This is a genomic window from Novosphingobium chloroacetimidivorans (genome assembly GCF_014204535.1).
Classification (GTDB): Bacteria; Pseudomonadota; Alphaproteobacteria; order Sphingomonadales; family Sphingomonadaceae; genus Novosphingobium; species Novosphingobium chloroacetimidivorans.
This window is the reverse complement of the sequence record NZ_JACHLR010000006.1, coordinates 24,311-50,186: the sequence shown is the minus strand read 5'-3', so window position 1 is coordinate 50,186 and position 25,876 is coordinate 24,311. Positions and strand designations below refer to the sequence as shown.

23 protein-coding genes are annotated in these 25,876 nt (G+C 67.2%); 7 read left to right on the top strand and 16 right to left on the bottom strand.

Annotated features, from left to right (window positions below; all coding sequences use genetic code 11):
* Window positions 1–5: 5 nt before the first annotated feature.
* Together HNO88_RS08695 and HNO88_RS08690 are read right to left on the bottom strand one after the other, a co-directional pair.
* Window positions 6–1,019 carry a cysteine synthase A gene (locus HNO88_RS08695; RefSeq protein ID WP_184244151.1) on the bottom strand — a complete coding sequence of 338 codons (1,014 nt, stop codon included), beginning with the start codon at window positions 1,017–1,019 and terminating at the stop codon, window positions 6–8.
* Window positions 1,020–1,197: 178 nt separating this feature from the next.
* Window positions 1,198–1,515, bottom strand: a complete 318-nt coding sequence (locus HNO88_RS08690; RefSeq protein ID WP_184244149.1) for a 2Fe-2S iron-sulfur cluster-binding protein — start codon at window positions 1,513–1,515, stop codon at window positions 1,198–1,200.
* Between the two features lie 125 nt (window positions 1,516–1,640).
* Between HNO88_RS08690 and HNO88_RS08685 the strand changes: the two genes are divergently transcribed.
* Window positions 1,641–2,258, top strand: coding sequence for a DNA-3-methyladenine glycosylase family protein (locus HNO88_RS08685; protein ID WP_184244147.1), 618 nt, complete (start codon window positions 1,641–1,643; stop codon window positions 2,256–2,258).
* Between the two features lie 182 nt (window positions 2,259–2,440).
* Here the strand turns inward: HNO88_RS08685 and HNO88_RS08680 are convergent, their stop codons facing one another.
* Genes HNO88_RS08680 through argH form a run of 4 tightly spaced genes read right to left on the bottom strand, consistent with a single transcriptional unit; the run spans window position 2,441 to window position 6,116 of the window.
* Window positions 2,441–3,223 (bottom strand): precorrin-2 dehydrogenase/sirohydrochlorin ferrochelatase family protein, encoded by a 783-nt coding sequence (locus HNO88_RS08680; protein WP_184244145.1) that lies wholly within the window; start codon window positions 3,221–3,223, stop codon window positions 2,441–2,443.
* A 4-nt stretch (window positions 3,224–3,227) separates the two neighbouring features.
* Complete coding sequence (gene lysA, locus HNO88_RS08675) at window positions 3,228–4,484, bottom strand: diaminopimelate decarboxylase (RefSeq protein WP_184244143.1); 1,257 nt, start codon at window positions 4,482–4,484, stop codon at window positions 3,228–3,230.
* 7 nt (window positions 4,485–4,491) lie between these two features.
* A complete protein-coding gene (locus HNO88_RS08670) occupies window positions 4,492–4,737 on the bottom strand; it encodes a hypothetical protein (RefSeq protein ID WP_184244141.1) in 246 nt (81 codons plus the stop codon).
* Window positions 4,738–4,742: 5 nt separating this feature from the next.
* Window positions 4,743–6,116: an argininosuccinate lyase gene (gene argH, locus HNO88_RS08665; protein WP_184244139.1), complete on the bottom strand. Its 1,374-nt coding sequence runs from the start codon at window positions 6,114–6,116 to the stop codon at window positions 4,743–4,745.
* 121 nt (window positions 6,117–6,237) lie between these two features.
* Between argH and HNO88_RS08660 the strand changes: the two genes are divergently transcribed.
* Window positions 6,238–6,729 carry a TlpA family protein disulfide reductase gene (locus HNO88_RS08660; protein ID WP_312857026.1) on the top strand — a complete coding sequence of 164 codons (492 nt, stop codon included), beginning with the start codon at window positions 6,238–6,240 and terminating at the stop codon, window positions 6,727–6,729.
* A 200-nt stretch (window positions 6,730–6,929) separates the two neighbouring features.
* Here HNO88_RS08660 and HNO88_RS08655 read toward each other — a convergent pair whose 3' ends face one another.
* Both HNO88_RS08655 and HNO88_RS08650 read right to left on the bottom strand, forming a co-directional pair.
* Window positions 6,930–7,838 carry a VOC family protein gene (locus HNO88_RS08655; RefSeq protein WP_246381413.1) on the bottom strand — a complete coding sequence of 303 codons (909 nt, stop codon included), beginning with the start codon at window positions 7,836–7,838 and terminating at the stop codon, window positions 6,930–6,932.
* Window positions 7,839–8,025: 187 nt separating this feature from the next.
* Window positions 8,026–9,384, bottom strand: coding sequence for an aromatic ring-hydroxylating oxygenase subunit alpha (locus tag HNO88_RS08650; RefSeq protein WP_184244135.1), 1,359 nt, complete (start codon window positions 9,382–9,384; stop codon window positions 8,026–8,028).
* 161 nt (window positions 9,385–9,545) lie between these two features.
* Between HNO88_RS08650 and HNO88_RS08645 the strand changes: the two genes are divergently transcribed.
* Window positions 9,546–10,061 (top strand): nitroreductase/quinone reductase family protein, encoded by a 516-nt coding sequence (locus HNO88_RS08645; RefSeq protein ID WP_184244133.1) that lies wholly within the window; start codon window positions 9,546–9,548, stop codon window positions 10,059–10,061.
* A gap of 118 nt (window positions 10,062–10,179) precedes the next feature.
* Here the strand turns inward: HNO88_RS08645 and HNO88_RS08640 are convergent, their stop codons facing one another.
* The 3 genes from HNO88_RS08640 to HNO88_RS08630 form a co-directional block, all read right to left on the bottom strand.
* A complete protein-coding gene (locus HNO88_RS08640) occupies window positions 10,180–11,487 on the bottom strand; it encodes an MFS transporter (protein WP_184244131.1) in 1,308 nt (435 codons plus the stop codon).
* Window positions 11,488–11,493: 6 nt separating this feature from the next.
* Entirely contained in the window at window positions 11,494–11,910 is a 417-nt protein-coding gene (locus HNO88_RS08635) for an EthD domain-containing protein (protein WP_184244129.1), read from the bottom strand.
* A gap of 107 nt (window positions 11,911–12,017) precedes the next feature.
* Window positions 12,018–13,613, bottom strand: coding sequence for a Vgb family protein (locus HNO88_RS08630; protein ID WP_184244127.1), 1,596 nt, complete (start codon window positions 13,611–13,613; stop codon window positions 12,018–12,020).
* A 221-nt stretch (window positions 13,614–13,834) separates the two neighbouring features.
* On the opposite strand from HNO88_RS08630, the gene HNO88_RS08625 reads away from it, so the two are divergent.
* Window positions 13,835–14,767: an SDR family NAD(P)-dependent oxidoreductase gene (locus HNO88_RS08625; RefSeq protein WP_376768764.1), complete on the top strand. Its 933-nt coding sequence runs from the start codon at window positions 13,835–13,837 to the stop codon at window positions 14,765–14,767.
* A gap of 72 nt (window positions 14,768–14,839) precedes the next feature.
* Window positions 14,840–16,672: a flavin-containing monooxygenase gene (locus HNO88_RS08620; RefSeq protein WP_184244123.1), complete on the top strand. Its 1,833-nt coding sequence runs from the start codon at window positions 14,840–14,842 to the stop codon at window positions 16,670–16,672.
* Window positions 16,673–17,475: 803 nt separating this feature from the next.
* Here the strand turns inward: HNO88_RS08620 and HNO88_RS08615 are convergent.
* Window positions 17,476–18,663 (bottom strand): BaiN/RdsA family NAD(P)/FAD-dependent oxidoreductase, encoded by a 1,188-nt coding sequence (locus HNO88_RS08615; protein WP_184244394.1) that lies wholly within the window; start codon window positions 18,661–18,663, stop codon window positions 17,476–17,478.
* Window positions 18,664–18,858: 195 nt separating this feature from the next.
* Here HNO88_RS08615 and HNO88_RS08610 point away from each other — a divergent pair, with 195 nt between their 5' ends.
* Window positions 18,859–20,124 (top strand): MFS transporter, encoded by a 1,266-nt coding sequence (locus tag HNO88_RS08610; RefSeq protein ID WP_184244121.1) that lies wholly within the window; start codon window positions 18,859–18,861, stop codon window positions 20,122–20,124.
* 22 nt (window positions 20,125–20,146) lie between these two features.
* Here HNO88_RS08610 and HNO88_RS08605 read toward each other — a convergent pair whose 3' ends face one another.
* The 4 genes from HNO88_RS08605 to HNO88_RS08590 form a co-directional block, all read right to left on the bottom strand.
* Window positions 20,147–20,914 carry an enoyl-CoA hydratase-related protein gene (locus tag HNO88_RS08605; RefSeq protein ID WP_184244119.1) on the bottom strand — a complete coding sequence of 256 codons (768 nt, stop codon included), beginning with the start codon at window positions 20,912–20,914 and terminating at the stop codon, window positions 20,147–20,149.
* A 1-nt stretch (window position 20,915) separates the two neighbouring features.
* Window positions 20,916–22,190, bottom strand: a complete 1,275-nt coding sequence (locus tag HNO88_RS08600) for an acetyl-CoA hydrolase/transferase family protein (protein WP_184244117.1) — start codon at window positions 22,188–22,190, stop codon at window positions 20,916–20,918.
* A gap of 13 nt (window positions 22,191–22,203) precedes the next feature.
* Window positions 22,204–23,088 carry an HpcH/HpaI aldolase/citrate lyase family protein gene (locus tag HNO88_RS08595; RefSeq protein WP_376768763.1) on the bottom strand — a complete coding sequence of 295 codons (885 nt, stop codon included), beginning with the start codon at window positions 23,086–23,088 and terminating at the stop codon, window positions 22,204–22,206.
* Window positions 23,089–23,219: 131 nt separating this feature from the next.
* Window positions 23,220–24,386 carry an acyl-CoA dehydrogenase family protein gene (locus HNO88_RS08590; protein ID WP_184244114.1) on the bottom strand — a complete coding sequence of 389 codons (1,167 nt, stop codon included), beginning with the start codon at window positions 24,384–24,386 and terminating at the stop codon, window positions 23,220–23,222.
* A gap of 164 nt (window positions 24,387–24,550) precedes the next feature.
* Between HNO88_RS08590 and HNO88_RS08585 the strand changes: the two genes are divergently transcribed.
* The gene (locus tag HNO88_RS08585; RefSeq protein ID WP_184244112.1) at window positions 24,551–25,738 is read left to right on the top strand and encodes a CaiB/BaiF CoA transferase family protein; all 1,188 of its coding nucleotides are present in this window, start codon (window positions 24,551–24,553) and stop codon (window positions 25,736–25,738) included.
* Window positions 25,739–25,876 lie beyond the last annotated feature (138 nt).

Genomic DNA, 25,876 nt, shown 5'->3' with positions numbered 1-25,876 from the left:
TTAGCTTATTGCGCCAGCCATGGGAAGACCGGCAGGCCCTTCGCCGCCAGCCACTCGCGGTTGTAAAGCGAGGACAGATAGCGGAACCCCGTATCGCACAGGATCGTCACGACACGCGCGTCCGGGCCGAGCTGCCGGCCCAGCGCCACGGCGCCCGCGACATTGATGCCGGAAGATAGGCCGAGGCACAGGCCTTCCTCTTGCAGCAGCCGGCCGACCCAGACGAGGCCCTCTTGGTCCGAGATGCGGAACTGCGCGTCGATCGGCGCCCCTTCGAGATTCGCGGTTATCCGGCCCTGCCCGATGCCCTCCGCGACCGAGGAGCCCTCGGCTTTCAGCTCGCCGCATGCGTAATAATTGTAGAGCGCGGCGCCGTGCGGGTCGGCCAGCGCGATGGTGATCGATTCGTCGAACGCCTTGAGGCCCATGCCGACGCCGGCGATGGTGCCGCCGGTGCCGGCCGCGCAGGTGAAGCCGCTGATGCGCCCGTCCATCTGCTCCCAGATCTCGGGCGCGGTGCTCTCTATATGAGCCTTGCGATTGGCGATGTTATCGAACTGGTTGGCCCAGATCGCGCCCTCCGTCTCCTCCGCCAGGCGGCGCGAGGTGTGCACGAAGTGGCCGGGATTGCTGAACGGAGCAGCGGGCACCAGCACCAGCTCGGCCCCGAGCGCGCGCAGCGTGTCCATCTTCTCGCGCGACTGGGTCTCGGGCATGACGATGACCGTCTTGTAGCCCAGCGCATTGGCGACCAGCGCGCAGCCGATGCCGGTGTTGCCCGCCGTGCCTTCGACAATCGTGCCGCCGGGCCGGAGCAGCCCCTTCTCCTCGGCGTCGCGCACGATCCACAGCGCGGCCCGGTCCTTCACCGAGGCGCCGGGATTGGCGAACTCGCACTTGCCCCAGATCTCGCACCCGGCCGCCTCGCTTGGCCCTTTAAGTAGGACCAGCGGTGTGTTGCCGATGAGGTCGAGGGTGGAGAGGCGAGGCTTGGGAGCGGTGCGAGCGGGCGCGGTCATGGGCGGTGAAGTAGGTACAAGCAGGACCCGGCGCAATCACCAACTCGAGATCCTCCCCTGCTAGGGGAGGGAGAGCGCCTGCGTTGCAGGTGACGGAGGGGTGTAACCGCCAGCGGGACACCCCTCCGTCAATCGCTTCGCGCCTGCCACCTCCCCTTGCAGGGAGTATCGGGCTGGATCAGTCTTCCTGCGCGATGGTGACCTTGCAGCCTTCGAGCACGCCGGTGATCGGCACCTGGCACGACAGGCGCGAGTATTCGTTGCGGTGCTCGGAGCTGTCGAGCAGGTCGTTTTCGTCCTCGCTCATCGGCGAGAGCTTGCCGAAGTATTCCGGATCGATGTGGACGTGGCAGGTGGCGCACGAGCAGCAACCGCCGCACAGCGCCAATAGCTCGTCAAAGCCGTTGTCGCGGATGACTTCCATCAGTGTGCGGCCTTCGCTCGCCTCGACGTTCGATTCTTCACCCGACTGATTCACGACGATAATCTGCGGCATGGTGCTGTTCCGTCCCTTCCGGATAGTGCGTTGTGATATACGTTGTATCACACCGGTGGCCTTTGCAAGCCTTCACCGGTGGCTGCTAGTGGGTGGCTCCGACTTTGACAAGGCAGGCGAATCGAATGGGCATATCTGCAGACGCCTTGCGCACCGGACTGGACGCGATTGCCGCCCGTGAGCCCGGCATGGCACGCGCGCTGGCGATCGCCGGTTACCCCGAGCCGCGCATCCGGGCCACGGGCTATGCGACGCTGCTGCGCACCATCGTCGGCCAGCAGGTAAGCGTCGCCTCCGCGGCCGCCGTGTGGGGCAAGCTGGAGGCGCTGCTGGGTGAGACGATGGCGCCCGAAGTGCTGCTCGCCGCTGAGTTCGATGCCTTGCGGGGGTGCGGCCTCTCGCGCCAGAAGCAGGGCTATGCCCGGTCCTTGTGCGAGCTGGTGGTGGCGGGCACGCTCGACCTCGACAACCTGCCCGGCGACGACGAGGACGCGATCGCGCAACTGGTGCAGATCAAGGGCATCGGGCGCTGGTCTGCGGAGATCTACCTCCTGTTCGCCGAAGGACGGCCCGACATCTGGCCCGCAGGCGACCTGGCCGTCCAGGCCGGCCTGCACAAGATCCTCGGCCTGGAGGCGCGGCCGAGCGAAAAGGAAGCGCGCGCACTGGCCGAACCCTGGCGGCCGCATCGCGGCGCCGTGGCGATCTTTACCTGGCACTGCTACAACAACGCGGCGCTGTAGGCGCTCGCGTCGCCCCGGGCTCGACCCGGGTCCGGTTTCGGCAGCGATGAACCTCGCCTTGAGACGCTGAGCGCACGAGCGGCATGCTGACAGCGTGCGACTTTGCGAAGCCGGTCCCCGGTCAAGCCGGGGACGACGATGAGGCTGGCGGTGCCTGAGAGGGACATGGCGCGAAACCCATGTCAAACCCTGAGCGTAACGACCAACCCAGCTCCGTCACCCGTCTCATCTCGCCCGATCCGCACACGGATCGCATCCGCCCGAGCACGATCGAGCACCGCCTCCGGCACCCCCGGCTCATGCGCGATCACGTCGGCAGCCCCGAGCCAGCGCATCTCCCGCAGAGTCAGGTCATCGGGATCGCCGCTGCGCAGGACGATCTCGACCGTTGCAGCACCGGGCCCCTCACCCTCGCCGCTCAGCCAGCCAGCGACCCGCTCCGCACTGCGCTCATCGAGCGGATCGAGCGCACCGCCCTGTCCCAGCGCCGCATCGAGCGCCCGCCGGCGATCACCCGCGTCCGGCCACCGTGCTCGCAAGGCGCCGCGCCCGGCAAACAGCATATCCGCCAAGGCGCCCAGCGATCGCGGCAGCAGCGCCTCCAGGCGCAGCCGAAGCTGCTTGGCGAGCCCGGCAGATGCGCCGCCGGTCCCGATCGCGATCAGCACCGGCGCGCGGTCGAGCACCGACGGCACTGTGAAGTCGCACAGCTGCGGCTTGTCCGTGACGTTGACCAGCAAGCCGGCGCACCGCGCCCGGATCGCATCGGCTTGCCCGCTCTGCTCGTCGTCGTGAGCGATGAACGCCAGGCGCGCGCCTTTGTCGATGCCGTCCTGCAAGTCGTCGACCACCTGCCCGCCTGCCCGCTCGACTAGGCGGCGCTTGGCCCCGGCCGCCTCGCCCGCTCCCAGCACGATCACCGGCTGACCGGCTATACGGTGGAACAGGGGAAGCGAGGCGATCATGGCGTTAGAGCCATTCGGGCACGCGTTCGGCGGCGAGGATCGTCGCCGGCTCGATCCGCTCGGCGACCACCGCCCACTTGTCGCCATCGACCATGACTTCGGGCACCAGAGCGCGGCTGTTGTAGGTGTTGGCCATCGTCGCGCCGTAAGCACCCGCGGTACGAAACACCGCCAGGTCGCCGGCACCCACCGCATCGGTGTCGCGGGCCATCGCAAAGGTGTCGGAGCTTTCGCAGATCGGGCCGACGATGTTGGCGGTCATCCGCTGCCCCGTGGGCCGGACCGCCGCGAAGTCGTGCCAGGCATCGTACATCGCCGGGCGCACCAGATCGTTCATCGCCGCATCGACGATCACGAAGGGATGCACCGCGCCGGCCTTGACCCGGATCACTTCGGTGACCAGCACGCCGCCGTTGCCGGTGATCACCCGGCCCGGCTCGAACATCAGCGTCGCGTCCCAATCGCGCGTGAGTTCGGCCACCATCGCCGCGTACTCGGCAGGCCCGGGCAGCGTCTCGCCGGCGCGGTATGGCACGCCCAGACCTCCGCCCAGGTCCATGTGGGTGACGGTCAGGCCCTGTCCTCGCAAAGCCCCCATCAACTCGCCCATCTTGGTGAAGGCCGCGCGGGAGGGTTCGAGGTCGGTGATCTGGCTGCCGATGTGACAGTCGAGCCCGCGCATCGCCAGGCCCGGCAAAGCCGAGAGCCGCGCGTAGATGCCGGCAGCCTGGTCATACGGAACGCCGAACTTGTTCTCGGACTTGCCGGTCGATATCTTGGCATGGGTGCGCGCATCGACATCGGGGTTCACCCGCAGCGTTGCCGCCGCCCGCTTGCCCCGCGCCGCGGCGATGGCGGAGAGCTCGACACCTTCCTCCTCGCTCTCCAGGTTGAACTGGCCGAGCCCTGCCTCCAGTGCCTCGTGCATCTCGCGCTGCGTCTTGCCGACGCCCGAGAACACGATGTGCTCGCCCGGCATCCCGGCGGCGAGCGCGCGGTGCATCTCGCCGGCCGAGACGACGTCGGCGCCGTAGCCCTCGCTCGCCAGCAGCTTGAGCACGGCCAGGTTCGGGTTGGACTTGACCGCGAAGGCGAGGTGCACGCGCGGCAGCACGCTCAGCGCCTCGCGGAAGACGCGGGCATGGCGCGTCAGCGTGGCCCGCGAATAGACGTAGACGGGGGTGCCGACCGCCGCCGCGATCGCGGCCAGCGGCACCTGCTCGGCGTGAAGCTCGCCGTTCGTGAGTTCGAAATGGTCCAAGGGTCTTCTACTTGTCTTCGGGAGGCGGAAGGTCGAACGGATCGTCCTCGCGTTTCTCCGAGCGGGTGCGCAGCTCGACGCTGCGCTCCGGGATCGCCAGCGTCGGCGTCTGCAGCAGCTCGGTGGGCAGCGGCTTCACCTCGCGGCCGTAGGGGGCGGGGGGCAGCTGCTGGCCTTCCTTGAGCGCAAGTCCCTGGCGTGAACCGCAGGCACAGAGCGCGATCAGGAGCCCGCAGGCCAAGGCGATACGCATCGTCGTCACTCCAGGCCCAGCGCTTCGCGCGCCAAGGCCACTTGCTTGCGGACCTGGTCCGGAGCCGTGCCGCCGTGCGACTTGCGCGCGGCGACCGAAGCCTCGACCGAGAGGGCGGAGAATACGCGCGCGTCGATGCGGCTGTCGATGGCCTTCAGGTCCTCCAGCGGCAATTGGTCGAGCGGCACTCCGCGCTGCTCGGCCAGCTTCACCGCGGCGCCGGTGATGTGGTGCGCCTCGCGGAACGGAATGTCGGCCTGGCGGACCAGCCAGTCGGCCAGGTCGGTGGCGGTCGCGAAGCCCAGCTCGGCAGCGGCGCGCATGCGATCGGTGCGGAACCGCGTCTCCGCGACCATGCCGGTCATCGCCGCGATCGACAGCGCCAGCAGGCTCGCCGCCTCGAACACCGGCGGCTTGTCGTCCTGCATGTCCTTGGAATAGGCGAGCGGCAGGCCCTTCATGGTCATCATCAACGAGACCAGGCAGCCGGTGATCCGCCCCGAGTGACCGCGCACCAATTCGGCGGCGTCGGGGTTCTTCTTCTGCGGCATGATCGAGCTGCCGGTCGACAGCGAATCGGGCAGCGCAACGAAGCCGAACGGCTGGCTCGCCCAGATGATGAACTCCTCGGCCAAGCGCGAGAGGTGCAGCGCGCACTGGCTGGCCGCCATCAGGTAATCGAGCGCGAAGTCGCGGTCCGACACCGAATCGAGGCTGTTCGCCGTCGGGCCATCGAAGCCGAGCGCCTGCGCGGTCATCTCGCGATCGATCGGGAACCCGGTGCCGGCCAGCGCCGCCGCCCCCAGCGGGCTCCTGTTCAGCCGCTTACGGGCATCGGCAAACCGCGAACGATCGCGCGCGATCATCTCGTAATAGGCCATCAGGTGGTGGCCGAGCGTCACCGGCTGTGCGGTCTGCAGGTGGGTGAAGCCGGGCATGATGCTGTCCGCGTGCTCGCCGGCGCGCGTGACAAGCGCCCTTTGCAGCGCCTCGAGCCCCGCCTGCGCCTCGTCCATGGCGTCGCGCACCCAGAGGCGGAAGTCGGTCGCGACCTGGTCGTTGCGGCTGCGCGCGGTGTGGAGGCGTCCCGCCGCCGGACCGATCAGTTCGGCCAGGCGGCTTTCGGTGGTCATGTGGATGTCTTCGAGGGCCCAGTCCTCGGGTACGCCGTTCACTTCGTACTCGGCCGCGACCTGGTCGAGGCCGCGCTCGATGGTGACCGCATCCTCGTCCGAGACGATGTGCATCGCGCCCAGCATCGCGACGTGCGCCTTGCTCGCGCGGATGTCCTGGCGCCACAATGCCTTGTCGAAGGGGATCGAGGCATTTATCTCGCGCATGATCGCCGAGGGCCCTTCCGCGAAGCGCCCGCCCCACATCTGGTTTCCGCCGGAAGCTTTCTCGGAGCTTGTGCCCTTGCTGTCGTCCCGCTCGTTCAAGCTCGTCGCCTTAAGTTGTGCTCTGCTGCTCGCGGGGTGCGATAGGCAAACCCCCGAGCAGGTGCAACCGGACGAGACTCCTTCGGAGCTGCCCAAGAGCGAAAAGCTGTCCGGCGTGCTCGATCGCTCGCACAAGGGCGAAGCGATGCCGGACATGACGCTCAAGGACGCGAGCGGCAAGACCTTGGCGCTGTCCTCGCTGCGGGGCCAGCCCACGCTGGTGAACCTGTGGGCCACCTGGTGCGCGCCCTGCGTGGTCGAACTGCCGACGCTGGATCGCCTGGTCGACATCAAGGAAGGCAAGCTGCGGGTCGTCACCGTCTCGCAGGACATGAGCGGCACCGATAAGGTCGCCGCCTTCATCAAGGAACGCGGCGGCGACAACCTGGAGGGCTGGATCGATCCCAAGGGCGATCTCGGCGCAAAGTACGGCGTGCAGACCTTGCCGACGACGATCCTCTACAACTCGCAAGGACAGGAAGTCTGGCGCTTCATGGGCGGCAAGATCTGGACCAACGTCGAGGCGCTCACCCTGGTGAACGAGGCGAAGTGAGCCCGAGATCCTCCCCTTGGCAGGGGAGGATCTGCCCTTGTCCTCCCCGGGCCGGGGAGGGGGACCGCCAGCGTAGCTGGTGGTGGGGACTAGCGTCCTCGAGCGAACCTCGCAGGGACCCGCCAGCACCCTCCACCGATGCCGAGACTCCCCTCCACCATGCTGCGCATGGTCCCCCTGCCCGTTCCGGGGAGGACAGCTCAGGCGGGCGCGAACTCGTGCATGCGTGAGCCGACCGGCGGATAGCCCTCCGGAGTCACGTCGGTCAGCCAGATCAGCCGTCCATGCGCCTGCTCGGGAGCGATGGCGAAACGATCACTCACGTCGCCGATCAGATCGAGGCCGCGTTCGCGCAGCTTCGCGGCAGCGGCGCGCGCATCGCGCACCTTGAAGACGAGATGGTAGATCCCCTTGATCTCCCGCGCGTGCGTGGCGACGGCCGAACCCTCGCTGCCGGTCAGTACCTCCAGCACGGTATCACCCATGTCGAACGCCGCGCCCTCGATCATCGCGCGCTCGCCCAGCTCAGGCCAGCCGAAGCGCGTACCGAAGATCGCCCGAGCCTCTCCCACCGACGGTGCCGAAAGCCCGATCGCCTGCAGTCCCTCGATGCCGAGCGGATTGTCCGCCGGATCGGCACGCCACTCCGGATCTCGCCGCGGATCGTTGGGCAGGTCCTGCGCCAGCACCTCGATCCGCATGCCGAGCGCCTGGTGGCGGGCGACGATGAAGTAGTGGTTCTCCATACCCGGATCGTAGTGCAGGTCGAACCGGGCCGCCCTGAGCCGTGCATCCGCTTGCGCCAGGCTGGCCACCTTCAGCGCGACCCCGATCCAGCGCATCGGCGCGGCCGAGCGGCGCAGCATGTTGCCGAGCGGCGAGGTCTGTTTCACCCCCTCGCCCGCCGGCGCGATGGGGATGATCATGGTTTCGCCCACCAGCATCAGACGCTCCTCGCGGTCGAGCCCCATGCCGGCCGTCTCAGGCGTCTCCAGCATCTCGAAGACCGTACGCGCACCGAACACGTCCTGGAAGAACGCGTCACACGCGGGCCGCTCGGCGTTGTCGGCCAAGGCCCAGCTGATGTGCGCGACGGGCATGGCGGTCATGGATCTATCCTCTGAGATTTGTACGAGTGAGCTTGAAATCCTCCCTCGTCGCCCCCGCGCAGGCGGGGGCCCCGCTTGCTTTTGTTGTCGCGGCACATGTCCATCGCAAGAAGCGTCGTCCCCGCCTGCGCGGGGACGACGAGGTGTTTGGATGCGGCGTCGTCCGCATCCAAAATCCGCAAATGCCTCAATACCGAAGCGGCGCGCCCGTCCCCATGAACCTCGCGAGGTTCATGTGCAGGCTGGCGATCGAGCGCTCCATGTAGGGATTGAGCTGCGCACCGCGGAAGCCGACGTTCTTCATGCCCTGCTGCACCGCGGCCATGTTGGCGAAGTCCTGCTGCAGGACCGGCGGCCAGTCGGCAAGCTCGGTGTACTCCCACTCGGTTTCGGGCGCCTGGCCTTCGGGGTAGAGCTCGTAGACCGCGGCCTCGAAGATGCACTTGTCCGGGTCGCCCTTGTAGGGGCGCGCCATGTAGCACAGCATGTTGTTGACCGCGTGGCCGATCTGAAAGTTGGGGAAGATCTGCCAGGCGGTGCCGGCCTGCGAGGTATGCTGCGGATCGACCGTGGGCCACACCACGCCGCGCGCCTCGTCCTCGGCGCGGGCCGTCTGGATCCAGTACCTGGAGACCTCGGCCGCCGGAGTGCCCTCGGGCAGCTCGTCCTTCAGGCGGTTCGCGACCGCGACCAGCGTCGTCGTGGTGTTGGTGTTGGCATTGGCCCAGGTGAAGTTCTGCATGTCCGCCGTGGTGATCCGCGGGTCCTCGCCCGCGCCGAGGCGCAGCTTGCCCGAGTCCTCTTCCTGGCCCTTGGGCGCGTCGTAGCCGATGTTGGAGTGCAGGCCCTGGTTGCGCGCCCAGCCACGGAACTGGCCGAATTCCATGAACTCCGGGTGGGTGGTGTTGACGTGGTAGGTTTCGGCGAAGGCCTCCATCGCCACCTTCCAGTTGCACTCGAACACCACCCATTTGCGCCAGCGCGGGCGCATGTTCTGTAGCTGGTAGGGATCCAGCATGGTCATCGCCGGCTCGAGATAGTCGTTCAGCGGCCCGGCCTGCGGATCGAGGTTGATCCAGATCCAGCCGCCCCAGCTTTCGACCTTGACCTGGCCGACATCGGCGAGGCCATCGCACAGCTTGCCCTGCCAGTCGTCCGGATGCTCGAGGTAGGTGTTCCTGCCTTCGAGATCGAAGGTCCAGCCGTGATAGCCGCAGATGAAGTTGGGCCGACGCCCCCGCGCGTTGCGCTTGCCGGGGGGCACGTCGGCCAGCTTGCGGCCGCGATGCGGACACACGTTGTGCAGCGCCTTGATGGTGTCGGGCGCGGTGCGCACGATGATCACCGAATCGTCGAGAATGTCGAAGGTGATGTAGCTGCCGACTTCGGCGATGTCCTCCATCCGCCCGGCCTGCAGCCAGACCTTGCGCCACAGGCGATCGCGCTCCGCCCGGGCGTACTCGGGCGAAACGTAAGCCTCGGCCGGAACGTTCACCGGCTCCATCAGGTCCTGCGCCGACGCGACGATCCTGGCCTCTTCACCCATCGGTCTTCCTCGAGCATGTTCCGCTTTGCGGCGGTTATCCCATTATTCGCACGCTCGCGCAAACCCGTCCGGTAACCGCCATGGCGATCGTGTACATAGCGCTTGGCCTCGGCCGTGAGATGCGCAAGTGTCCTTGCAAGCAAGCACAGGAGAGACATGCCATGAGCGATGATACGTCAGCCGCCATCCGAGAAACGCGCAAGGACTGGGTGGTCGAGCATCGTGAGATGTACCTTGAGTCGGGCGGCGCCAAGGGCCACATCATGGACATCACGCCGGTCGGCGGTCGTAACTTCGCCACGCATTGCATGATCAAGTACGTCGGCCGCAAAAGCGGCAAGGTGTTCATCACCCCGCTGTGCTATGCCGACATCGGCGGCGAAGTGGTGATCGTCGCCTCCAAGGGCGGCGCCGACGAGCACCCCGCCTGGTACCTCAACATTCGCGACATGGACCAGGTCGAGTTCCAGGTCGCCACCCAGGCCTTCCGCGGCACCTGGCGCGAGCCCGAGGGCGAGGAGCGGCAGAAGGTGTGGGACTTCGTGGTCGATTGCCACCCCTTCTACGCGAACTACCAGGCCTCGACCGAGCGGCAGATCCCCTTGGTCATGATGAAGGCGGTCGAGGAGATCCCGGTGTTCAAGGCAAGCGACGCCACGGGCACGCGGCAGTTCTGACGGCCGGCGTCGTCCCGGGCTTGACCCGGGACCGGTTTCGGCATGTCTTGAGCTAACTGGCTGGCAATTAAAGGTTCGTCACCGGCGGAACCGGTCCCGGGTCGAGCCCGGGACGACGCTAGCCGGCGCTCCAGTCCCGTGCCTTGTGCGGCAAGGTCGCGATGGCGACGCTGCTCGCGGCCATGCAGCCCAGCACCGCCCACAGGAACAGCGCATAGCTGCCGGTCCGGTCGAACACCGCCGAGGCGGCCAACGGGCCCGCAGCAGTACCGATCGACAGGGCCGCCAGCAGCCCGCCATAAAGCCCGCCGAAGTTCTTCAGCCCGAAATGCCGGCTGAGCAGATAGACGACCACGTCGATCTCGGCACCCAGCGTCAGGCCGACCAGCGTCGCCGCCAGCGCCAGCGCGACGTAAGAGTTGGCCGCCAGTAGCAGGATCAGGCAGGACCCCACCGGCAGCAGGAACACCACCGCACCCACCAGCGAGGCCGGAAACTTATCGAGCAGCGCGCCGGTGGTCAGCCGTCCGATCAGCGAGAACACGCCGATTAGGGACGCCAAGCCCGCGGCGGTCACCGCATCGGCGCCGCGATCGGTGATGATCGGGACGAAGTGCACGACCAGCGCCAGGATGGTGAAGGTGAACAGCAGGCAGGCGACGAACAGGCGCACGTAGATGGTCGAGAACACACCCTGGCGCAGCGTGGCGCCGGGTAGATCGCGCGGGCGGGGCTTTTCGCCCGCCACCTTGCGCGCGCCCTTCTCGCGATCGAAGGCGCTGCGAAAGAACACGAAGATGACTGGGAAGGCGATCAGCAGCCACAAGCCGCCTTGCGCCGCCAGCGCCAGGCGCCAGCCGAGCCGGCCGATCAGGTAGCTGCCCATCAAGGGGAACACCGTTGCCGCGATCGAGGCGCCGCACAGCGTCACCGCAAAGGCTAGCCCGCGCGAAACGGTGAAGCGCGAGGCGACCGCGCTGGTCCAGATCGTCGCCTGCACCGGCAGAACGCAGATCGAAAGCAGGCCCCACAGCAAGTACCAGTTGAGGTCGCTGCCCGTCGCCGTGCCGATCAGCGCGAAGGCGGCCGGCACCAGCACGATGCCGAGCAGGGCGAAGCCGCGAGGTCCGAAGCGGTCCACCGCCAGACCGATCAGGATGCCGAAGAACGCCTGCACGATCGTCGCCAGGCTGATGCCGGCGGTGGCCATCGCGCGCGACCAGCCAAATACCTCGGAGACCGGCACAACGTAGGGCCCGAAGCCATAGATGTGGATCACGCTCGTCGCGTAGCCGAAGGCCGCCGCGATCGGCAGCATCGGGTAGGCACGCCATTCAGCGCCCGCTGTCAGCGGCGTCGCTACCGCCAGTGCATCTTGCGCCGGAGCAGCCCCGACGCCGACGGCGTCGGGCGCTTCAATCGCCATAGCGGCTCAATCTCCGTAACGCAGGTCGATGTGCGTCTTCTCACCGTTGGGACCCATCGGCGAATCGTACTCCTCGATCACGCTGACCACCGGATTGTCATGGCTGGCGAAGAGGTTCTTCTCGTCCTCCTTGACGAAGGGCAGGCGCTCGGGATTGGAGATGATCCGTTGCGAGTTCTCGAAATCCTCGCGGCTGTTCCACCAGATCTCCATCAGGCAGTCGTAGCCCGGATCGATGACCTGCCCGGTCACCGGATTGGTCTCCGGCTTGAGGTAGCGGCGCACGTAGCGCGTCGCGTTCGGGATCGCCGGCTTGAGCGAGGCCTTCTTGGCCAGCTGCGAGTGCTGATTCTCGTAGTAGTCCATGAACTCGTCCATGGTCATGTCCGGACGCTTGCGGAAAAAACAGATCTGCTTGAACATCGCTCTCTATCCCAAACAATGGCGCAGAGGCGCGCCTACCTTCAATCCACTATCCTCGACCCTCGTCCCCGCGCAGGCGGGGGCGACGGGGTTAGTGTTCGATCAGGTCATGACTTGCGCAAAGCCAGGACGCTCCCCTCGGCATCGGCGGAGACGTAGACCGTACCGTCGGCGGCTGCGGCGATGCCGACGAACGTGTTCATCGGCCCGCACATATCGCCGACACCGCCCAGCTGCACCGTCGGCGCGCCACCCGGTCCGCCGATCGGCAAGTCGGAGGCCAGCGTCTCACGCGCACCGCCCGACAGATCGCAGGCGACCACGGCATTGGCGCCGGGATCGGCGATGTAGAGCGTGCCGCCCTGGATCGAGAGACCCTCGGGCCGGCCCAGCCCGTCGATCACCGTCTCCTTGCGCCCGCCCGACAGCTTGACCACGCGGCCCGCGCCGGCCTCGGCCACGAACACGGTGCCGTCTTCCCCAACCGCCACGCCCATCGGCCGGTCTAGACCGGAGGCCAGTTCGGTCACGTCGCTGCCCTGAACCTCGAGCACACGGCCCGTCGGCATCTCGGCGAAGACAACACGGCCGCCCTTGCCGGTGTCGACGCCCATGAGGCGATCGTATCCGCTCGCCAGCACTTGCGTCTCCTGTCCGGCCGGGTCCCACAACGCCACTTCGCCGTTGGCGGTGGTGACGACCCACTCGTCGACACCGGCCGAGGCGATGTCGCGGATCCAGCCGGGGTAGCCGGGGGTGAACAGCATGCCGGCCAATTGCAGGTGATCGCCCGGCGCCAGCAGGTAGGTAAAGCCGCCGTCCGCGACCATCAGGTGCCCGTTAGCACCGACAGCGAGCCCCAGTGGCCACTCCAGCCCGCCCTCGACCAGCGGCTTGGTCTTGCCCGGTTCCAGAACCTCGGTGATCGAGCCGTTGATGTGGCTGACGAAAGTGCGCTTGCCGACGAAGGCGACGTTGTCGAGCCCCGGGCCGATATCGGCCAGCACCGACTTCTCGCCGGTGCGTGGGTCGATCTTGAGCACCTGCCCCGAATAGACCTGGGTCGACACGATGTAGCCGTCCGGATGGAACTTCACCGAATCGGGCACGCCCAGGTCCTTGGCCACTACCTCGGGCTCGCCGCCGTCGAGGCCGATACGCCATATCTCGTTGGCGCCCTGGGCCGGGAAGTAGAGCTTGCCGTCGGGGCCGACCTCGAAGGCGTTGGCCAAGGGCACGCCTTCGTAGATCACCCGATGGTCGCTGCCATTGCGGTCCAGCTCCATGATCCGGCCGCCCATGCGCAGTTCGCCCGCGATCAGCTTGCCCTGGTGGTAGGTGATCGGGTTGGCCACCGGCATTTCGCCTTGCACCACGCGGTACTCGCCCGAGGGCGTCATCATCGAGACGCGGCCTTCGGTGATCTCGGTGCAATAGAGATTGCCGGCTTCGTCGAAGGCAAGGTCGTCAGGGCCGACGATCCCGCCGCTCGACGGGCTGATCGTCTCGATCGCGCCGGTGTCGACGTCGATCGCGCTCACTCGGCTGCCCGCGACTTGCGCCACCCAGATGCGGCCATCGGCATGGGTGCGGATGCCGTTGGCGCTCTGGAGGCGGCTTGCAGGCGTCAGGCGATGGAGCATCCAGCCTTCGCCCGGCTTTGCCGACACGCCTGCCTGATTACGGCCACTGGGTTGCAACATGTATACGCCTCTCCGCCGACTTGATGCCGATTCTTCGGCCGGGGTGGTACCGTGCATGCCGGCTCCTCGCAAAGCAACGCCCACGATGCAGGCATCGCCGTGCCGTCGCGCCCGCCCTCTCTGTCGAATTGCCATGCTGCTGCTGGACGCATATCGGGGTGTCGTTCGAATAAATGGGCGCTCGCCATTGCGCGTGCGCCGGTCGGAGGAGAGCCATGGCGATGAGGAACTTCAAGGGCCGCGTTGCCGTGATCACCGGCGCGGGCCGGGGCCTGGGTCGCGCCTATGCCCTGCTGCTGGGCTCGCTGGGTGCCAAAGTGGTGGTCAACGATCCGGGCGGTGCGGTCCGGGGCGACGGCCCGGACGCTAGCATCGCCCAGAGCGTCGTCGACGAGATCCTCGCCGCAGGTGGCGAAGCCATCGCCAACACCGATTCGGTCGCCACACCCGAAGGCGGACGCGCGATCGTCCAGGCGGCGCTCGACACCTGGGGCCGGATCGACGTGCTGATCCACAACGCCGGAAACGTGCGCTACGGCAAGATCCGCGACATCGGCTACGAGGATTTCCGCAGCGTCGTCGACGTGCACCTGATGGGCGCGTTCCACGTCGTCCAGGCCGCTTTCCCGCCCATGCAGGATGCCGGCTACGGCCGGATCGTGCTGACCTCCTCGATCGGCGGCATCTATGGCAACAAGGCCTGCGTGAACTACGGCATGGCCAAGTCGGGCATGATCGGCCTCGCCAACGTCGCCGCGCTCGAGGGGGAGGACTGCAACGTCAAGTGCAACGTCATCGTCCCCAGCGCCGTCACCCGCATGGCCGAGGGCATCGACACTTCGCAATACCCGCCGATGGAGCCCGGACTGGTCGCCCCGGCAGTGGCCTGGCTGGCACACGAGGACTGCAGCATCTCGGGCGAGATGATCGCGGCCATCGCCGGCCGTGTCGCCCGCATGTTCATCGCCGAGACACCGGGCGTGTACCAGCCTTCGTGGACGCTGGACGAGGTCGCCGAAGCCGCGCCCCGGTTCCTCGACAACGCCGAGATCCTCGATTTCGGATTGCACGGCCACGTCGATCACATCACCTACAGCTTCGGCATGGCGACACGTGGCCAGGCTCCACTAATGAACAACACTGTTGACAACTAACGCCGCGAGACTATCTCTCGCATCAAGGCCGCTGCCTGGGTTTGGCGCAGCCAGGAAAGAGTGGGATCGGACATGAACTGCCTGAAATCGATCGTACCCGCGCCCGAGGAAATCGACATCCCGGCGCTGAAGGCCAAGTACGCGGCCGAGCGTGACAAGCGCATGCCCTCCAAGGTCGGCGGCAACTATGCCGCGCCGGAGGATCATCTGGTCCACGACACCCGCGAGCATGATCCCTTCACCCCCGTCGTCCCGCGCGATGCCGTGGACGAGGATATCGAGGTCGCGATCCTGGGCGCGGGCTGGACCGGCGTTCTGGCGGGTTTCCACCTGACCCGGGCCGGCATCACCGACTTCCGCCATATAGAGCATGCCGGCGGCTTCGGCGGCACCTGGTACTGGAACCGCTACCCGGGCATCCAGTGCGACAACGACGCCTACTGCTACCTGCCGCTGCTTGAGGAAATGGGCACCCTGCCCTCCAAGAAGTTCGCCGACGGCAAGGAAATCTACGACTACATCCAGACAATCGTCGACAAGTTCGAGTTCCGCGACAAGGCGCTGCTCCACACCGAGATCACCGCGATCCAGTGGGATGAGAGCATCAAGCGCTATCGCATCGCCACCAATCGCGGCGACACGATCCGCGCCCAGCACGTCATCATGTGCGGCGGCACGCTTTCCACGCCCAAGTTCCCGTCGATGCCGGGCCTGCACAAGTTCAAGGGCAAGATGTTCCACACCAGCCGGTGGGACTTCGAGTACACCGGCGGCGAGTGGGGCAACCCGGTGCTGGACAAGCTGGCCGACAAGCGCGTCGCCATCCTGGGCACCGGCGCCACCTCGATCCAGGCGGTGCCGTACCTCGGCAAGTACGCCAAGCAGCTGTACGTGATCCAGCGCACGCCCTCCAGCGTGGACGAGCGGCCCAATCCGCCGACGGACCAGGAATGGGCGGCGTCGCTCAAGCCCGGCTGGCAGGCCGAGCGCCAGACCAACTTCCTGCGCGCCGCCAACGAGATCATTCCGCCGGGCGACAAGGATCTGATCTGCGACATCTGGACCGAGATCAACCGCAACCTCAACGCCGAGCTTGAGGAAGACGGCTGGCCGCAGATCGACTTCAACGAGTTCATGCAACGCCGCGAAGTCATGGACTTCCGCGTCATGGAACGCCTGCGCAAGCGGGTGGAATCCATCGTCGAGGATCCGGAGACGGCCGAGGCGCTCAAGCCCTACTACCGCTTCATGTGCAAGCGGCCGCTGTCGAACAACGACTACTATCCCACGTTCAACCGGCCCAACGTCAAGCTGATCGACGTGTCGAAGACCGCCGGGCTGGAAGCGATGACCGAGAACGGCTTCATCCAGGACGGCCAGGAGTACGAGATCGACTGCATGATCTTCGCCTCCGGCTTCGAAGTCACCAGCGACCTCAAGCGCCGCTGGGGGATCGAGCAGATCGAAGGCCGTGACGGCGTGTCGATCTACGATCACTGGGCCGATGGCCCGCTGACATTGAACGGGAACATGACGCATCATTTTCCGAACATGTACTTCACCGGCTACATCCAGGGCGGCCTGAACGGCAACACCACCGTCCAGTTCGGCGAACAGGCGCGCCACGCCGCATGGATCATCGCCCAGGCGCACAATCGCGGCATCAAGGCTGTCGAGCCGACGCGCGAAGGCATGGAAGCCTACGTGAAGGAGTTCCGCGAGAAGGAACTCGACCTCTCGATGGTGCTCAATGAATGCACCCCCAGCTACTTCACCAACGACGGCGACAAGGCTGCCAAGTGGTTCCTGTTCCGCGGCTGGGGTCCAGGCTGGGACGACTGGCAGCGCAAGATCGAAAGCTGGCGTCAGGCCGGCGACATGCCCGGCATGCGCCTGGACGCCTGATGCCGTGCTCTTCCGATCCGCTCTGGAACGGGCGGATCGGAAAGCTTGACATTTAGAACCGTTTAGGTTATATGCCGCAGCACTGGAGCCAGGTGAAAGCTTGGCTTTCGGTACACGGCGGGTGCGGGTGAGCGGTGCATCGCTCGACCAGCCCCGCACCATGCGGCCGGCGCCTAGAGACGGGCGCCTGCACCCCAGTTGCGAAGCCTTATCCCGCCTGGAGGCGACACACTGCACTTCCAGCCCGGAGCCGGCACAGTTCCCGCGAGCCTTGCCCGCCGGCGCTTCGCACCAACAAGGCCGAGTTGGCGGCACGCTTGCGTGTTCCTCCGCCAGCCGTTCGCACACCGGAACCCGAGCCAAGCCTGTCGCGCCAGGCCGCGCCGGCCGCACGTCCGTCGTGAGACTTTCCTTTTGGCGTAAATCCGCGTTCGCCGGCGGAGGTCGAGTTGTGCCCAACTCCTCCCCTTGCAGCTTCTTAGATCCTCCCCTGCAAGGGGAGGGGGACCGCTCACGCAGTGAGTGGTGGAGGGGTGTAACCCTCACGGTCGAGCACTCCGCCAGCGCTGACACCCCTCCGTCAGCCGCTTCGCGTCTGCCACCTCCCCTTGCAGGGGAGGATCTGGGCTGTCCTCCCCGATGCGGGGAGGGGGACCGCTCGCGCAGCGAGGGGTGGTGGGGACTCGCGTCCTCAGGCGCCCTTGCCGGCAAGGTCTGGAGGTGCCGAGACTCCCCTCCACCACGCTGCGCGCGGTCCCCCTCCCCGTGCCGGGGAGGACACCCCCTCCCCGTACCGAGAGTACCTAAACCGCCTGCCCGGCCGCGACGCCGCTGGCCCAGGCCCACTGGAAGTTGTAGCCCCCCAGCCATCCGGTGACGTCCACCGCCTCGCCGATGGCGTAGAGCCCCGGCACCTTGACCGCCTCCATCGTCTTGGACGAGAGCCCGCGCGTGTCGATCCCGCCGGCGGTCACCTCGGCCTTGGCGAACCCTTCGCTGCCGTCGGGGCGGAAGCGCCAGTCCGCCAGCCGGGCCTCTGCCGCCGCCAGCGCCTTGTCGCCCACGTTGCCGAGATCGCCCGCAAGGCCGACGCGCTCGGCCAACACGTCCGCCAGCCGCGACGGCAACGCCTCCTCCAGCACCCGCCGCAGCGAAGCCTTGGGCCGTGCCCGCTTGGCCGCGACCAGCCAGCCCGCATCCGCCTCGGGCACGAAGTCGATCCCGACCTCCTCCCCGTGCTGCCAGTAGCTGGAGACCTGCAGGATCGCCGGGCCCGACAGCCCGCGATGGGTGAACAGGGCCGCCTCGTCGAAACCGACCTTGCCCGAGCGCGCCCGCACCGGCGTGCTGACACCCGAAAGCTCGCGGAACAGCGCCTCCTCGGCCGGCAGCGTCAGCGGCACCAGCGCGGGCCGCGGCTGCACCACCTTGAGGCCGAACTGCCGCGCCAGGTCGTAGGCGAAGCCGGTCGCCCCCATCTTCGGGATCGAGGGTCCACCCGTGGCGATCACCAGCGCCGGCGCCTTCGCCTCCGCGCCTCCCGAATGCGAGACCGCGAACAGACCGTCGCCATGCGTCACGCCCGAGATCGGCGCCTCGCACCGCACCTCCACCGCGCCCTTCGCGCACTCCGCCAGCAGCATGGCGACGATCTGACGTGCCGAACCGTCGCAGAACAGCTGCCCCAGCGTCTTTTCGTGCCAGGCGATGTCGTACCGCTCCACCAGCGCCAGGAAGTCGAGCGCGGTGTACCGGCTGAGCGCAGAGCGGGCGAAGTGCGGATTCTGCGAGAGGTAGCGATCGGGCGCGGTGTGCAGGTTGGTGAAGTTGCACCGCCCTCCACCCGAGATCACGATCTTGCGCCCCACCTCCGGCGCATGATCGAGCAGCAGCACGCGCCGTCCCCGTTGCCCGGCGATGGCCGCGCACATGAGGCCAGCGGCACCGGCGCCCAGGATGATGGCGTCATGGGTTTGCGGAACGAAGGACATGCGCAGCGCTGTAGAGGCGAGTTCACCGCGCGTCATCGCGAACTTCGCGTGGGCGTTGTGCACTTGCGCGATGGGCGTCCGGACCGACAATCGGGGTAGACGCCGCCGCCGCGCCTGCCCAGAACACCGGCCAGAGAATTCGCCAGAGATTACGAGCGTGAGCATGCTCGCGCACCGGCACGCAGAGGATGATCGATGAGCTACTTCGCAGAGCTGGCACGCAACTGGAGGCCGCTCCTGGCGGCCACCATCGGCATGGGCAGCGGCATGTCCGTGGTGGGCGTGATCACCAGCACCATCGTGCCCACGCTGGTCGCGGACACCGGATGGTCCAAGGCCGACTTCGCGATGATCGGCAGTCTGGCCTTGCTGATGTCCTTCGTCTTCCCGTTCGTGGGGCGGCTTGCCGATACGATCGGCGTGCGCAAGACCGCGCTGATCGGCCAGGTCACCCTGCCGCTGATCTATCTCGCCTACAGCATGATGGGCGCGGACATGTGGGTCTATGCAGTCATCTTCTCGCTGCAGAGCCTCCTGTGCGTCACCACCACATCCACCGTCTACACACGCGCCGCCGTGCAGAACGTCGTCCAGGCGCGCGGGCTGGCCCTGGCGATCGTGGCCTCCGGACCGGCGCTGGCGGGCATCGTCATCGGACCGGTCCTCAACGCCTTTGTAGAGGCCAACGGGTGGCGCGCCGCTTACCAGGCGGTGGCCGTTGCCACCGCGATCGCCGGCCTGGTCACCTTCCTGCTGCTGCCGCCCGACCGAGCGAAAGCGGGCACGGCGACGAGCACATCCAGGCGCACGGCGCGCCAGGACTATCCGGTGATCTTCCGCACACCGGCGTTCTGGATCATGCTGCTCGCCATGCTGCTGTGCAACCTGCCGCAGACCATCATACTGGTTCAGCTCAAGTTCCTGCTCCTGGCCAACGGGATCACCGGGGAAGGCGCCGCCGTGATGTTGAGCGCCGTTTCGGTCGGCATGCTGGCGGGTCGCTTCGTGACCGGCGTCGCGCTCGACCGCTTCAACGTCTACCTGACCTCGTTCGTCGGCCTGGCGCTGCCATGCGTCGGCCTGTTCCTGCTCGCGTCCAGCTTCGACACGCCCGCCGTGATTACCCTCGCCGTGTTCTGCCTGGGCTTCGCGTTCGGGGCCGAAGGGGACATCATCGCCTACCTGGTGGCGCGCCATTTCGGCGTGGAGGTCTACAGTTCGACCTTGGGGCTGTTGACGGCCGCCATGTCGTTTTCCACCGCGGGCGGAGCGGTGCTGCTCAGCTATACGCTGGCGCGGACCGGCGGCTACGAGCTGTACCTGACGATCGTGGGCTTTGCCGTGCTCGTCGGCGCATCCTCGATCCTGCTCCTGCGCCGCGGCCACGAGCCGGATGCCGCGGCAAGGATGATCGAGGAAGGCATCCCGGTGCCCGGCGTCGTCGGGACGGGCCAGGCTTGAAGCCGGGCCTTACGGCTTTGCGTCAGCGCCCCTGCCACTCAGGCTTGCGCTTCTCGGCAAAGGCACGTGGACCTTCCTGAGCATCGTGCGAGCGATAAGCCAGGTCGTGCGCTGCACGGGCGGCCTGGAGCGCGGCGGAGCGGCCCATCTCGGTCGATAGCATGACCGTCTCGCGCGCCGCCTTGACCGACAACGGCGCGCCTTCGAGCACTTCGTGGGCCAGCGCGATTGCCGCATCCAGGGCACCGCCCGGCTCGGCCAGGCGGTTGACCAGGCCGATCTCGTAGGCACGCCGGGCGTCGATCGGCTTGCCGGTGAGGACGATCTCCATGAAGATCCGCTGCGGGATCATGTGGATCAGCGGCGCCGCCCAGGGCACGCCGCGGCCGACCTTGACCTCGGAAATGGCGAACTTGGCGTTGGTGCTGGCGACGCACAAGTCGCAGGCCTGGGCGATCATCCAGCCGCCCGCGAAGGCATGCCCGTTCACCGCGGCGATAGTCGGCTTGGTCAGTTCGATCGTGTCGTAGGGCACCGGGAACATGTCGCGCGGCGGGACGGCCATGCCGGTCTCGACCATCTCCTTGAGGTCACCACCGGCGCAGAAGGCCTGGTTGCCCGCACCGGTCAGGATGGCGATGCGCAGGGCCGGGTCGCTCTCGAAGCGCTCCCAGGCCGCGCGCAGGCCTTCGCGGACATCGTGGCCGAGCGCATTGCGGGTTTCCGGACGATCGATGGTGATGACGGCGATGCCATCGGGGCGGGCGTCGAACCGGACGGCGTCGGTCATGTCAGAAGCCTCTCTTCGCGATCTCGAAGGCGGTGCGGTCCAGTTCCGCGCGGAAGTCCGGATGGGCGATGGCGACGAGACGGCGGGCGCGCTCGGCCAGGGTCTGGCCCTTGAGCTCGGCGGCGCCGTACTCGGTGACGACCACGTCGACCTCGGTTCGCGCCGAGGTCACCGGCCCGGAGAGCTGGGGTACGATCTTGCTGATCGTCCCGCCCTTGGCCGTGGCGCTCAGCACCATCAGCGACGCGCCGCCCGGCGAGCGAGCCCCGGCGCGCACGAAGTCGACCTGACCTCCGGTGCCGCCCAGGTACGAGGCGCCGGACTGCTCGGCGTTGACCTGGCCGGTCAGGTCGACCTCCAGCGCGGAGTTGATCGTGACGAGGCGCGAGAGCTGGCCGAGCACGCCGGCATCGTGGGTGTAGCAGGTCGGCGTCATTCGGATCGCCGGGTTGTTCGCCGCCCAGTCGTAGAGCCGCCGCGTTCCGATCAGCGCGCCGTTGATCGAGACGCCGCGGTCGATCTCCTTGCGCGCGTTCGTCAGCACGCCGGCTTCGGCTAGGTCTACCAGACCATCACCCAGCATGCCGGAGTGCACGCCCAGGTCCCGGCGGTCGAGCAGCAGGCGCAGGATCGCATCGGGCACCGCACCGACGCCGGTCTGGATGACCGAGCCGTCGCCGATGTACTCGGCGCAGAAGCGTGCAATCGCCTCGTCGGTGGGGCCGATGCTGGCGGGCGCGACCTCGACCGGCATGCGGCTGACCTGCACGGCGACGTCGATGGCGGAAGCCGGGATCAGCTCGCCGGGCACGTAGGGGACTTGCTCGTTGACCTCGGCGATGACCACGCGCGCCTTGTCGACCGCTGCCCGCACGTAGTCGCTGATCAGGCCGCACGAGTGGTTGCCCTGCGCATCGGCGGGGCTCACCTGGATCATCGCAACGTCGCACGGCATCGCGCCCCGGGCGATCAGCGGCGCGATCTGGCTGACGTGTATCGGGATGATGTCGAGGAGGCCCCTGCCATCTCGATCGGCCTTGGTCATCGTCCGCAGCGCGCCGATCGCGCCCATCGAGGACAAGCGAAAGGCGCCTGCCGTCTCCGGCGTGAACAGGCCGGAAAAGCTGGTGGCGATGAATGCCCCGAGTTCACCGATGGCAGCGCCTTGTTCGATCAGGGCCTCGACCAGCGTCGTGGGCTCGCCACAAGCCTGGCCGAGGACGATCCGGTCGCCGCGACGCAGGTATCGCGATAGATCGAGCTGTTCGGGCGTCATGGCGCCGAACGCCTCAAGCCCTGCCCACCTGCCTCAATACGCGCTCGGCCCGCGCCAGATAGGGCCGGTCGAGCATGCCGCCCTTCCACCCGATTGCGCCGACGCCGGGATTGGCGGCGAACACGTCGACGATCTCCTGCGCCTCGGCGATCTCCGCCTCGCTGGGGGTGAAGGCGGCGTTGATCACCGGCACTTGCGCCGGGTGGATCGCCATCATGCCGCGATAGCCGTCGCGCCGTACCTTCTCGGCGCGCTCGCGCAGGGCATCGAGGTCCTTGAAGTCGGCGCTGATGGTCTCGATCGCGGTCACTCCGGCGGTCGCCGCGCCCATCAGGCAGAAGCTGCGCGCCAGTTCGTAAGTGAAGGCGTAGGAGCCGTCCGGGTTGCGGTTGGACGAGGCGCCGATCGAGTCCGCCAGATCCTCCGCGCCCCAGGTCAGCGCCACCACCCGCGGCGCGCCCTTGTAGTCGCCGCAATGGAACATGCCCTCGGCCGTCTCGGTGACGAGCACGATCACCGGGGTTGAGCCCTGCGCGATGCCGTTGGCGACTTCCAGCGCCTCCAGGTACTTGTCCAGCGTTTCCACATCCTGCCGGCCATAGACCTTGGGCAGCATGATCCCGCCGGGGCGCGCCGGCATCACCGCCGCGAGATCGGCCAGGGTGTGCGGCCCGTCGAGCGGGTTGATCCGCACCCACAAGCGATGGCGCTGCTCGGGGTGCGCCTTGATGAAGTCATGCACCATCGGGCGCGCGGCCGCCTTGCTTTCGAGCGCTACGGCGTCTTCCAGGTCGATGAGGACGATGTCGGCCTCGCCCTCGGTCGCCTTGGTCATCTTCTTCTCGCTGTCGCCCGGTGCGAACAGCCAGGAGCGGGCGGCGATCGGTTCGTGGTGCATCGGCATCGTATCTCCCTTGCGGCTGTCTGGTCGAGTAACCGCAGCCGACTTACAATCTCATCCTACCCTTCGTCATCCCCGCGTTCGCGGGAATGACGGGGAACGGCCAGCAGCGCTTAACGGGGTTGCGGTCAATAACTCTTGGGCAGTTCGAGCACGCGTTCGGCGATGTAGTTCATGATCTGGTGCGGGCTGACGGGGGCGATCCGCGGGATCAGCACTTCGCGCAAGTAGCGCTCTACGTGGTACTCCTGCGCATAGCCCATGCCGCCCATCGACATGACCGCGGTCTGGCAGGCCTCGTAACCGGCCTCTGCCGCAAGGTACTTGGCGGTGTTCGCCTCGACCGCGCAGTCCTTGCCCTGATCGAACAGGGTCGCCGCCTTGAACACCATCAGGCTTGCCGCCTCCAGCTGCATCCAGGCCCTGGCGAGCGGATGCTGGATGCCCTGGTTCTGCCCGATTGGACGGCCGAACACGATCCGCTCGCGCGCATAGCGGCTCGCCTTCTGGATCGCCACGCGGCCCAGCCCCGTCGCTTCGGCGCCCAGCAGCACGCGCTCGGGATTGAGGCCCTGGAGCAGGATCTTGAAGCCCTGCCCCTCCTCGCCGATGCGGTCCTCCTCGGGGATGAACAAGTCGGAGATGAACAGCATGTTCGATCCCACCGCATGCCGGCCCATCTTCGGGATCAGGCGATGCTCGATCGCGTCCCGGTCAAGCTTGCAGTAGAACAGCGTCAGCCCTTCGGTCTTGCGCTTCACCCCTTCCAGCGGGGTGGTGCGCGCGATCAGCAGCATGCGATCGGCGACGTGCGCATTGGTGATCCAGATCTTCTCGCCGTTGACCTTGTAGCCGCCGTCCACCTTCTGCGCCCGAGTCTTGAGGCTGGTGGTATCGAGGCCGGTGTTCGGCTCGGTCACCGCAAAGCACATCTTTTCCTCGCCCGAAAGGATGGGCGGGATCATCCGCCGCTGCTGCGCCTCCGTGCCGAACAGGTGCACCGGCTCCAGGCCGAAGACCGGTCCGTGGATCGCGGAGGCCGCCGTCATGCCGCCGCCGCTCTCGGCCACGGCCTGCATCATCACCGCGGCTTCCGTGATCCCCAGTCCTGCGCCGCCCACGGCCTCCGGCATGGCGATGCCGAGCCAGCCCGCTTGTGCCATGGACATGTGGAATTCGGTCGGGAACTCGCCCGAACGGTCCTTTTCCAGCCAATAGTCGTCGTCGAACTGCGAGCAGTGCCTGAGCACCGCTTCACGGATGTTCTGCTGGTCCTCGGTCAGGGCGAAATCCACGGCGGTTCCTCTCCGAAAGGCGGGATTATGGCCGTCCGCCTAGCAACCGCCGTTCGCGCGTACAACTCATGATCGTGCACATATCGGTCTGCAGTTCTGAAATACGCATGGACGATGCGACGATGCACCGCTACCGCCAGAGCAGGACAAGGCGGGAGTTGAGGATGGACGCAGCGGCACCGAGTGCAGGCGGACCGCTTGCAGGCGTTCGCGTGATCGATCTGACCAGCGTCGTGTTCGGACCTTACGCGACGCAGATCATGGCGGACATGGGCGCCGACGTGATCAAGGTCGAACCGCCGGATGGCGACAATACCCGCTGGATCACGACCGGCCCCGAAGCCGGCATGGGCGGCATCTACGTCAACGTGAACCGCGGCAAGAAGAGCGTCATGCTCGATCTGCGCCGGGAGGAAGACAAGGCGGCGTTGCGGGTGCTGATCGCCACGGCGGACGTCTTCATCCACTCGATGCGCGGCAAGGCGATCGCCCGGCTCGGCTTCGACTACGAGGCGGTGCGCGCGATCAGGCCCGACATCGTCTATACCAATTGCTACGGCTACTCCCGGCGCGGCCCCGAGGCCGACAAGCCCGCTTACGACGATACCATCCAGGCCGAATGCGGCATCCCCTACGTTCAGGGCCTGATGAACGGCGAGCCGGGCTACGTGGCCACGATCATGGCGGACAAGGTCGCGGGCCTCCACGCGCTCTATGCGACGATGATGGCGCTGTTCCATCGCGAGCGCACCGGTGGCCGCGGGAAAGGGGAAGGCCAGGAGGTCGAGGTCACCATGTTCGAGGCGATGGCCTCTTTCATGCTGGTCGAGCACGCCAATGGCGCGATGTTCTCGCCGCCGACCACACCGGCGCACTATCACCGCGCCGTCGAGAAGAACCGGCGACCCTACAGGACCAAGGACGGCTACGTCGCCGCGCTCGTCTACAACGACAAGCACTGGAACGCCTTCGTCCAGGCGGTCCGGCCCGACTGGGCGAGCGACGAGTTCGCCACCCTTGCCCAGCGCGCCACGCAGATCGGGCGGGTCTACGGCCTGCTCGGCGAGACGTTCCTCACCCGCACCACGCAGGAGTGGATGGACACGCTGACCGCGCTGCACATTCCCTGCTCGCCGCTGCGGACCACCGACGAGCTGTTCGACAACGCGCAACTGAACGCGATCGGCTTCTTCGAGGTGATCGAAACCCAGCAAGGGCCGACCCGCCTCCCCGGCGTGCCGACATGGTTCTCGCGCACGCCCGGCCGCGTCCAGGGGCCGGCACCGCGCCTTGGTGCCGACAACGACGCGGTGCTCGGCAGCCCCGCCACGGACCGCCTCGGCGATGCCTGAGCGGCAGAGCGTGCGAAGCGTCCTCTGGAATGAACAGTGCTGTTGATTTGCATTTGGCAGCCGGTGCGCAACTGGCTAACAGCGAGTCCACGGCAAGCCTCGGGAGGGTAATCCGTCCCGCGTGTGTTTTCGCGAGGG

Coding starts and splice junctions, on each gene's coding strand:
- HNO88_RS08630 (WP_184244127.1), bottom strand. CDS start 13,613: ATGTTGCAACCCAGTGGCCGTAATCAGGCAGGCGTGTCGGCAAAGCCG.
- HNO88_RS08625 (WP_376768764.1), top strand. CDS start 13,835: ATGAGGAACTTCAAGGGCCGCGTTGCCGTGATCACCGGCGCGGGCCGG.
- HNO88_RS08695 (WP_184244151.1), bottom strand. CDS start 1,019: ATGACCGCGCCCGCTCGCACCGCTCCCAAGCCTCGCCTCTCCACCCTC.
- argH (WP_184244139.1), bottom strand. CDS start 6,116: ATGTGGGGCGGGCGCTTCGCGGAAGGGCCCTCGGCGATCATGCGCGAG.
- HNO88_RS08640 (WP_184244131.1), bottom strand. CDS start 11,487: ATGGCGATTGAAGCGCCCGACGCCGTCGGCGTCGGGGCTGCTCCGGCG.
- HNO88_RS08680 (WP_184244145.1), bottom strand. CDS start 3,223: ATGATCGCCTCGCTTCCCCTGTTCCACCGTATAGCCGGTCAGCCGGTG.
- HNO88_RS08605 (WP_184244119.1), bottom strand. CDS start 20,914: ATGACCGACGCCGTCCGGTTCGACGCCCGCCCCGATGGCATCGCCGTC.
- HNO88_RS08610 (WP_184244121.1), top strand. CDS start 18,859: ATGAGCTACTTCGCAGAGCTGGCACGCAACTGGAGGCCGCTCCTGGCG.
- HNO88_RS08600 (WP_184244117.1), bottom strand. CDS start 22,190: ATGACGCCCGAACAGCTCGATCTATCGCGATACCTGCGTCGCGGCGAC.
- HNO88_RS08690 (WP_184244149.1), bottom strand. CDS start 1,515: ATGCCGCAGATTATCGTCGTGAATCAGTCGGGTGAAGAATCGAACGTC.
- HNO88_RS08650 (WP_184244135.1), bottom strand. CDS start 9,384: ATGGGTGAAGAGGCCAGGATCGTCGCGTCGGCGCAGGACCTGATGGAG.
- HNO88_RS08685 (WP_184244147.1), top strand. CDS start 1,641: ATGGGCATATCTGCAGACGCCTTGCGCACCGGACTGGACGCGATTGCC.
- HNO88_RS08595 (WP_376768763.1), bottom strand. CDS start 23,088: ATGCACCACGAACCGATCGCCGCCCGCTCCTGGCTGTTCGCACCGGGC.
- HNO88_RS08615 (WP_184244394.1), bottom strand. CDS start 18,663: ATGTCCTTCGTTCCGCAAACCCATGACGCCATCATCCTGGGCGCCGGT.
- HNO88_RS08655 (WP_246381413.1), bottom strand. CDS start 7,838: ATGACCGCCATGCCCGTCGCGCACATCAGCTGGGCCTTGGCCGACAAC.
- HNO88_RS08670 (WP_184244141.1), bottom strand. CDS start 4,737: ATGCGTATCGCCTTGGCCTGCGGGCTCCTGATCGCGCTCTGTGCCTGC.
- HNO88_RS08645 (WP_184244133.1), top strand. CDS start 9,546: ATGAGCGATGATACGTCAGCCGCCATCCGAGAAACGCGCAAGGACTGG.
- HNO88_RS08620 (WP_184244123.1), top strand. CDS start 14,840: ATGAACTGCCTGAAATCGATCGTACCCGCGCCCGAGGAAATCGACATC.
- HNO88_RS08635 (WP_184244129.1), bottom strand. CDS start 11,910: ATGTTCAAGCAGATCTGTTTTTTCCGCAAGCGTCCGGACATGACCATG.
- HNO88_RS08585 (WP_184244112.1), top strand. CDS start 24,551: ATGGACGCAGCGGCACCGAGTGCAGGCGGACCGCTTGCAGGCGTTCGC.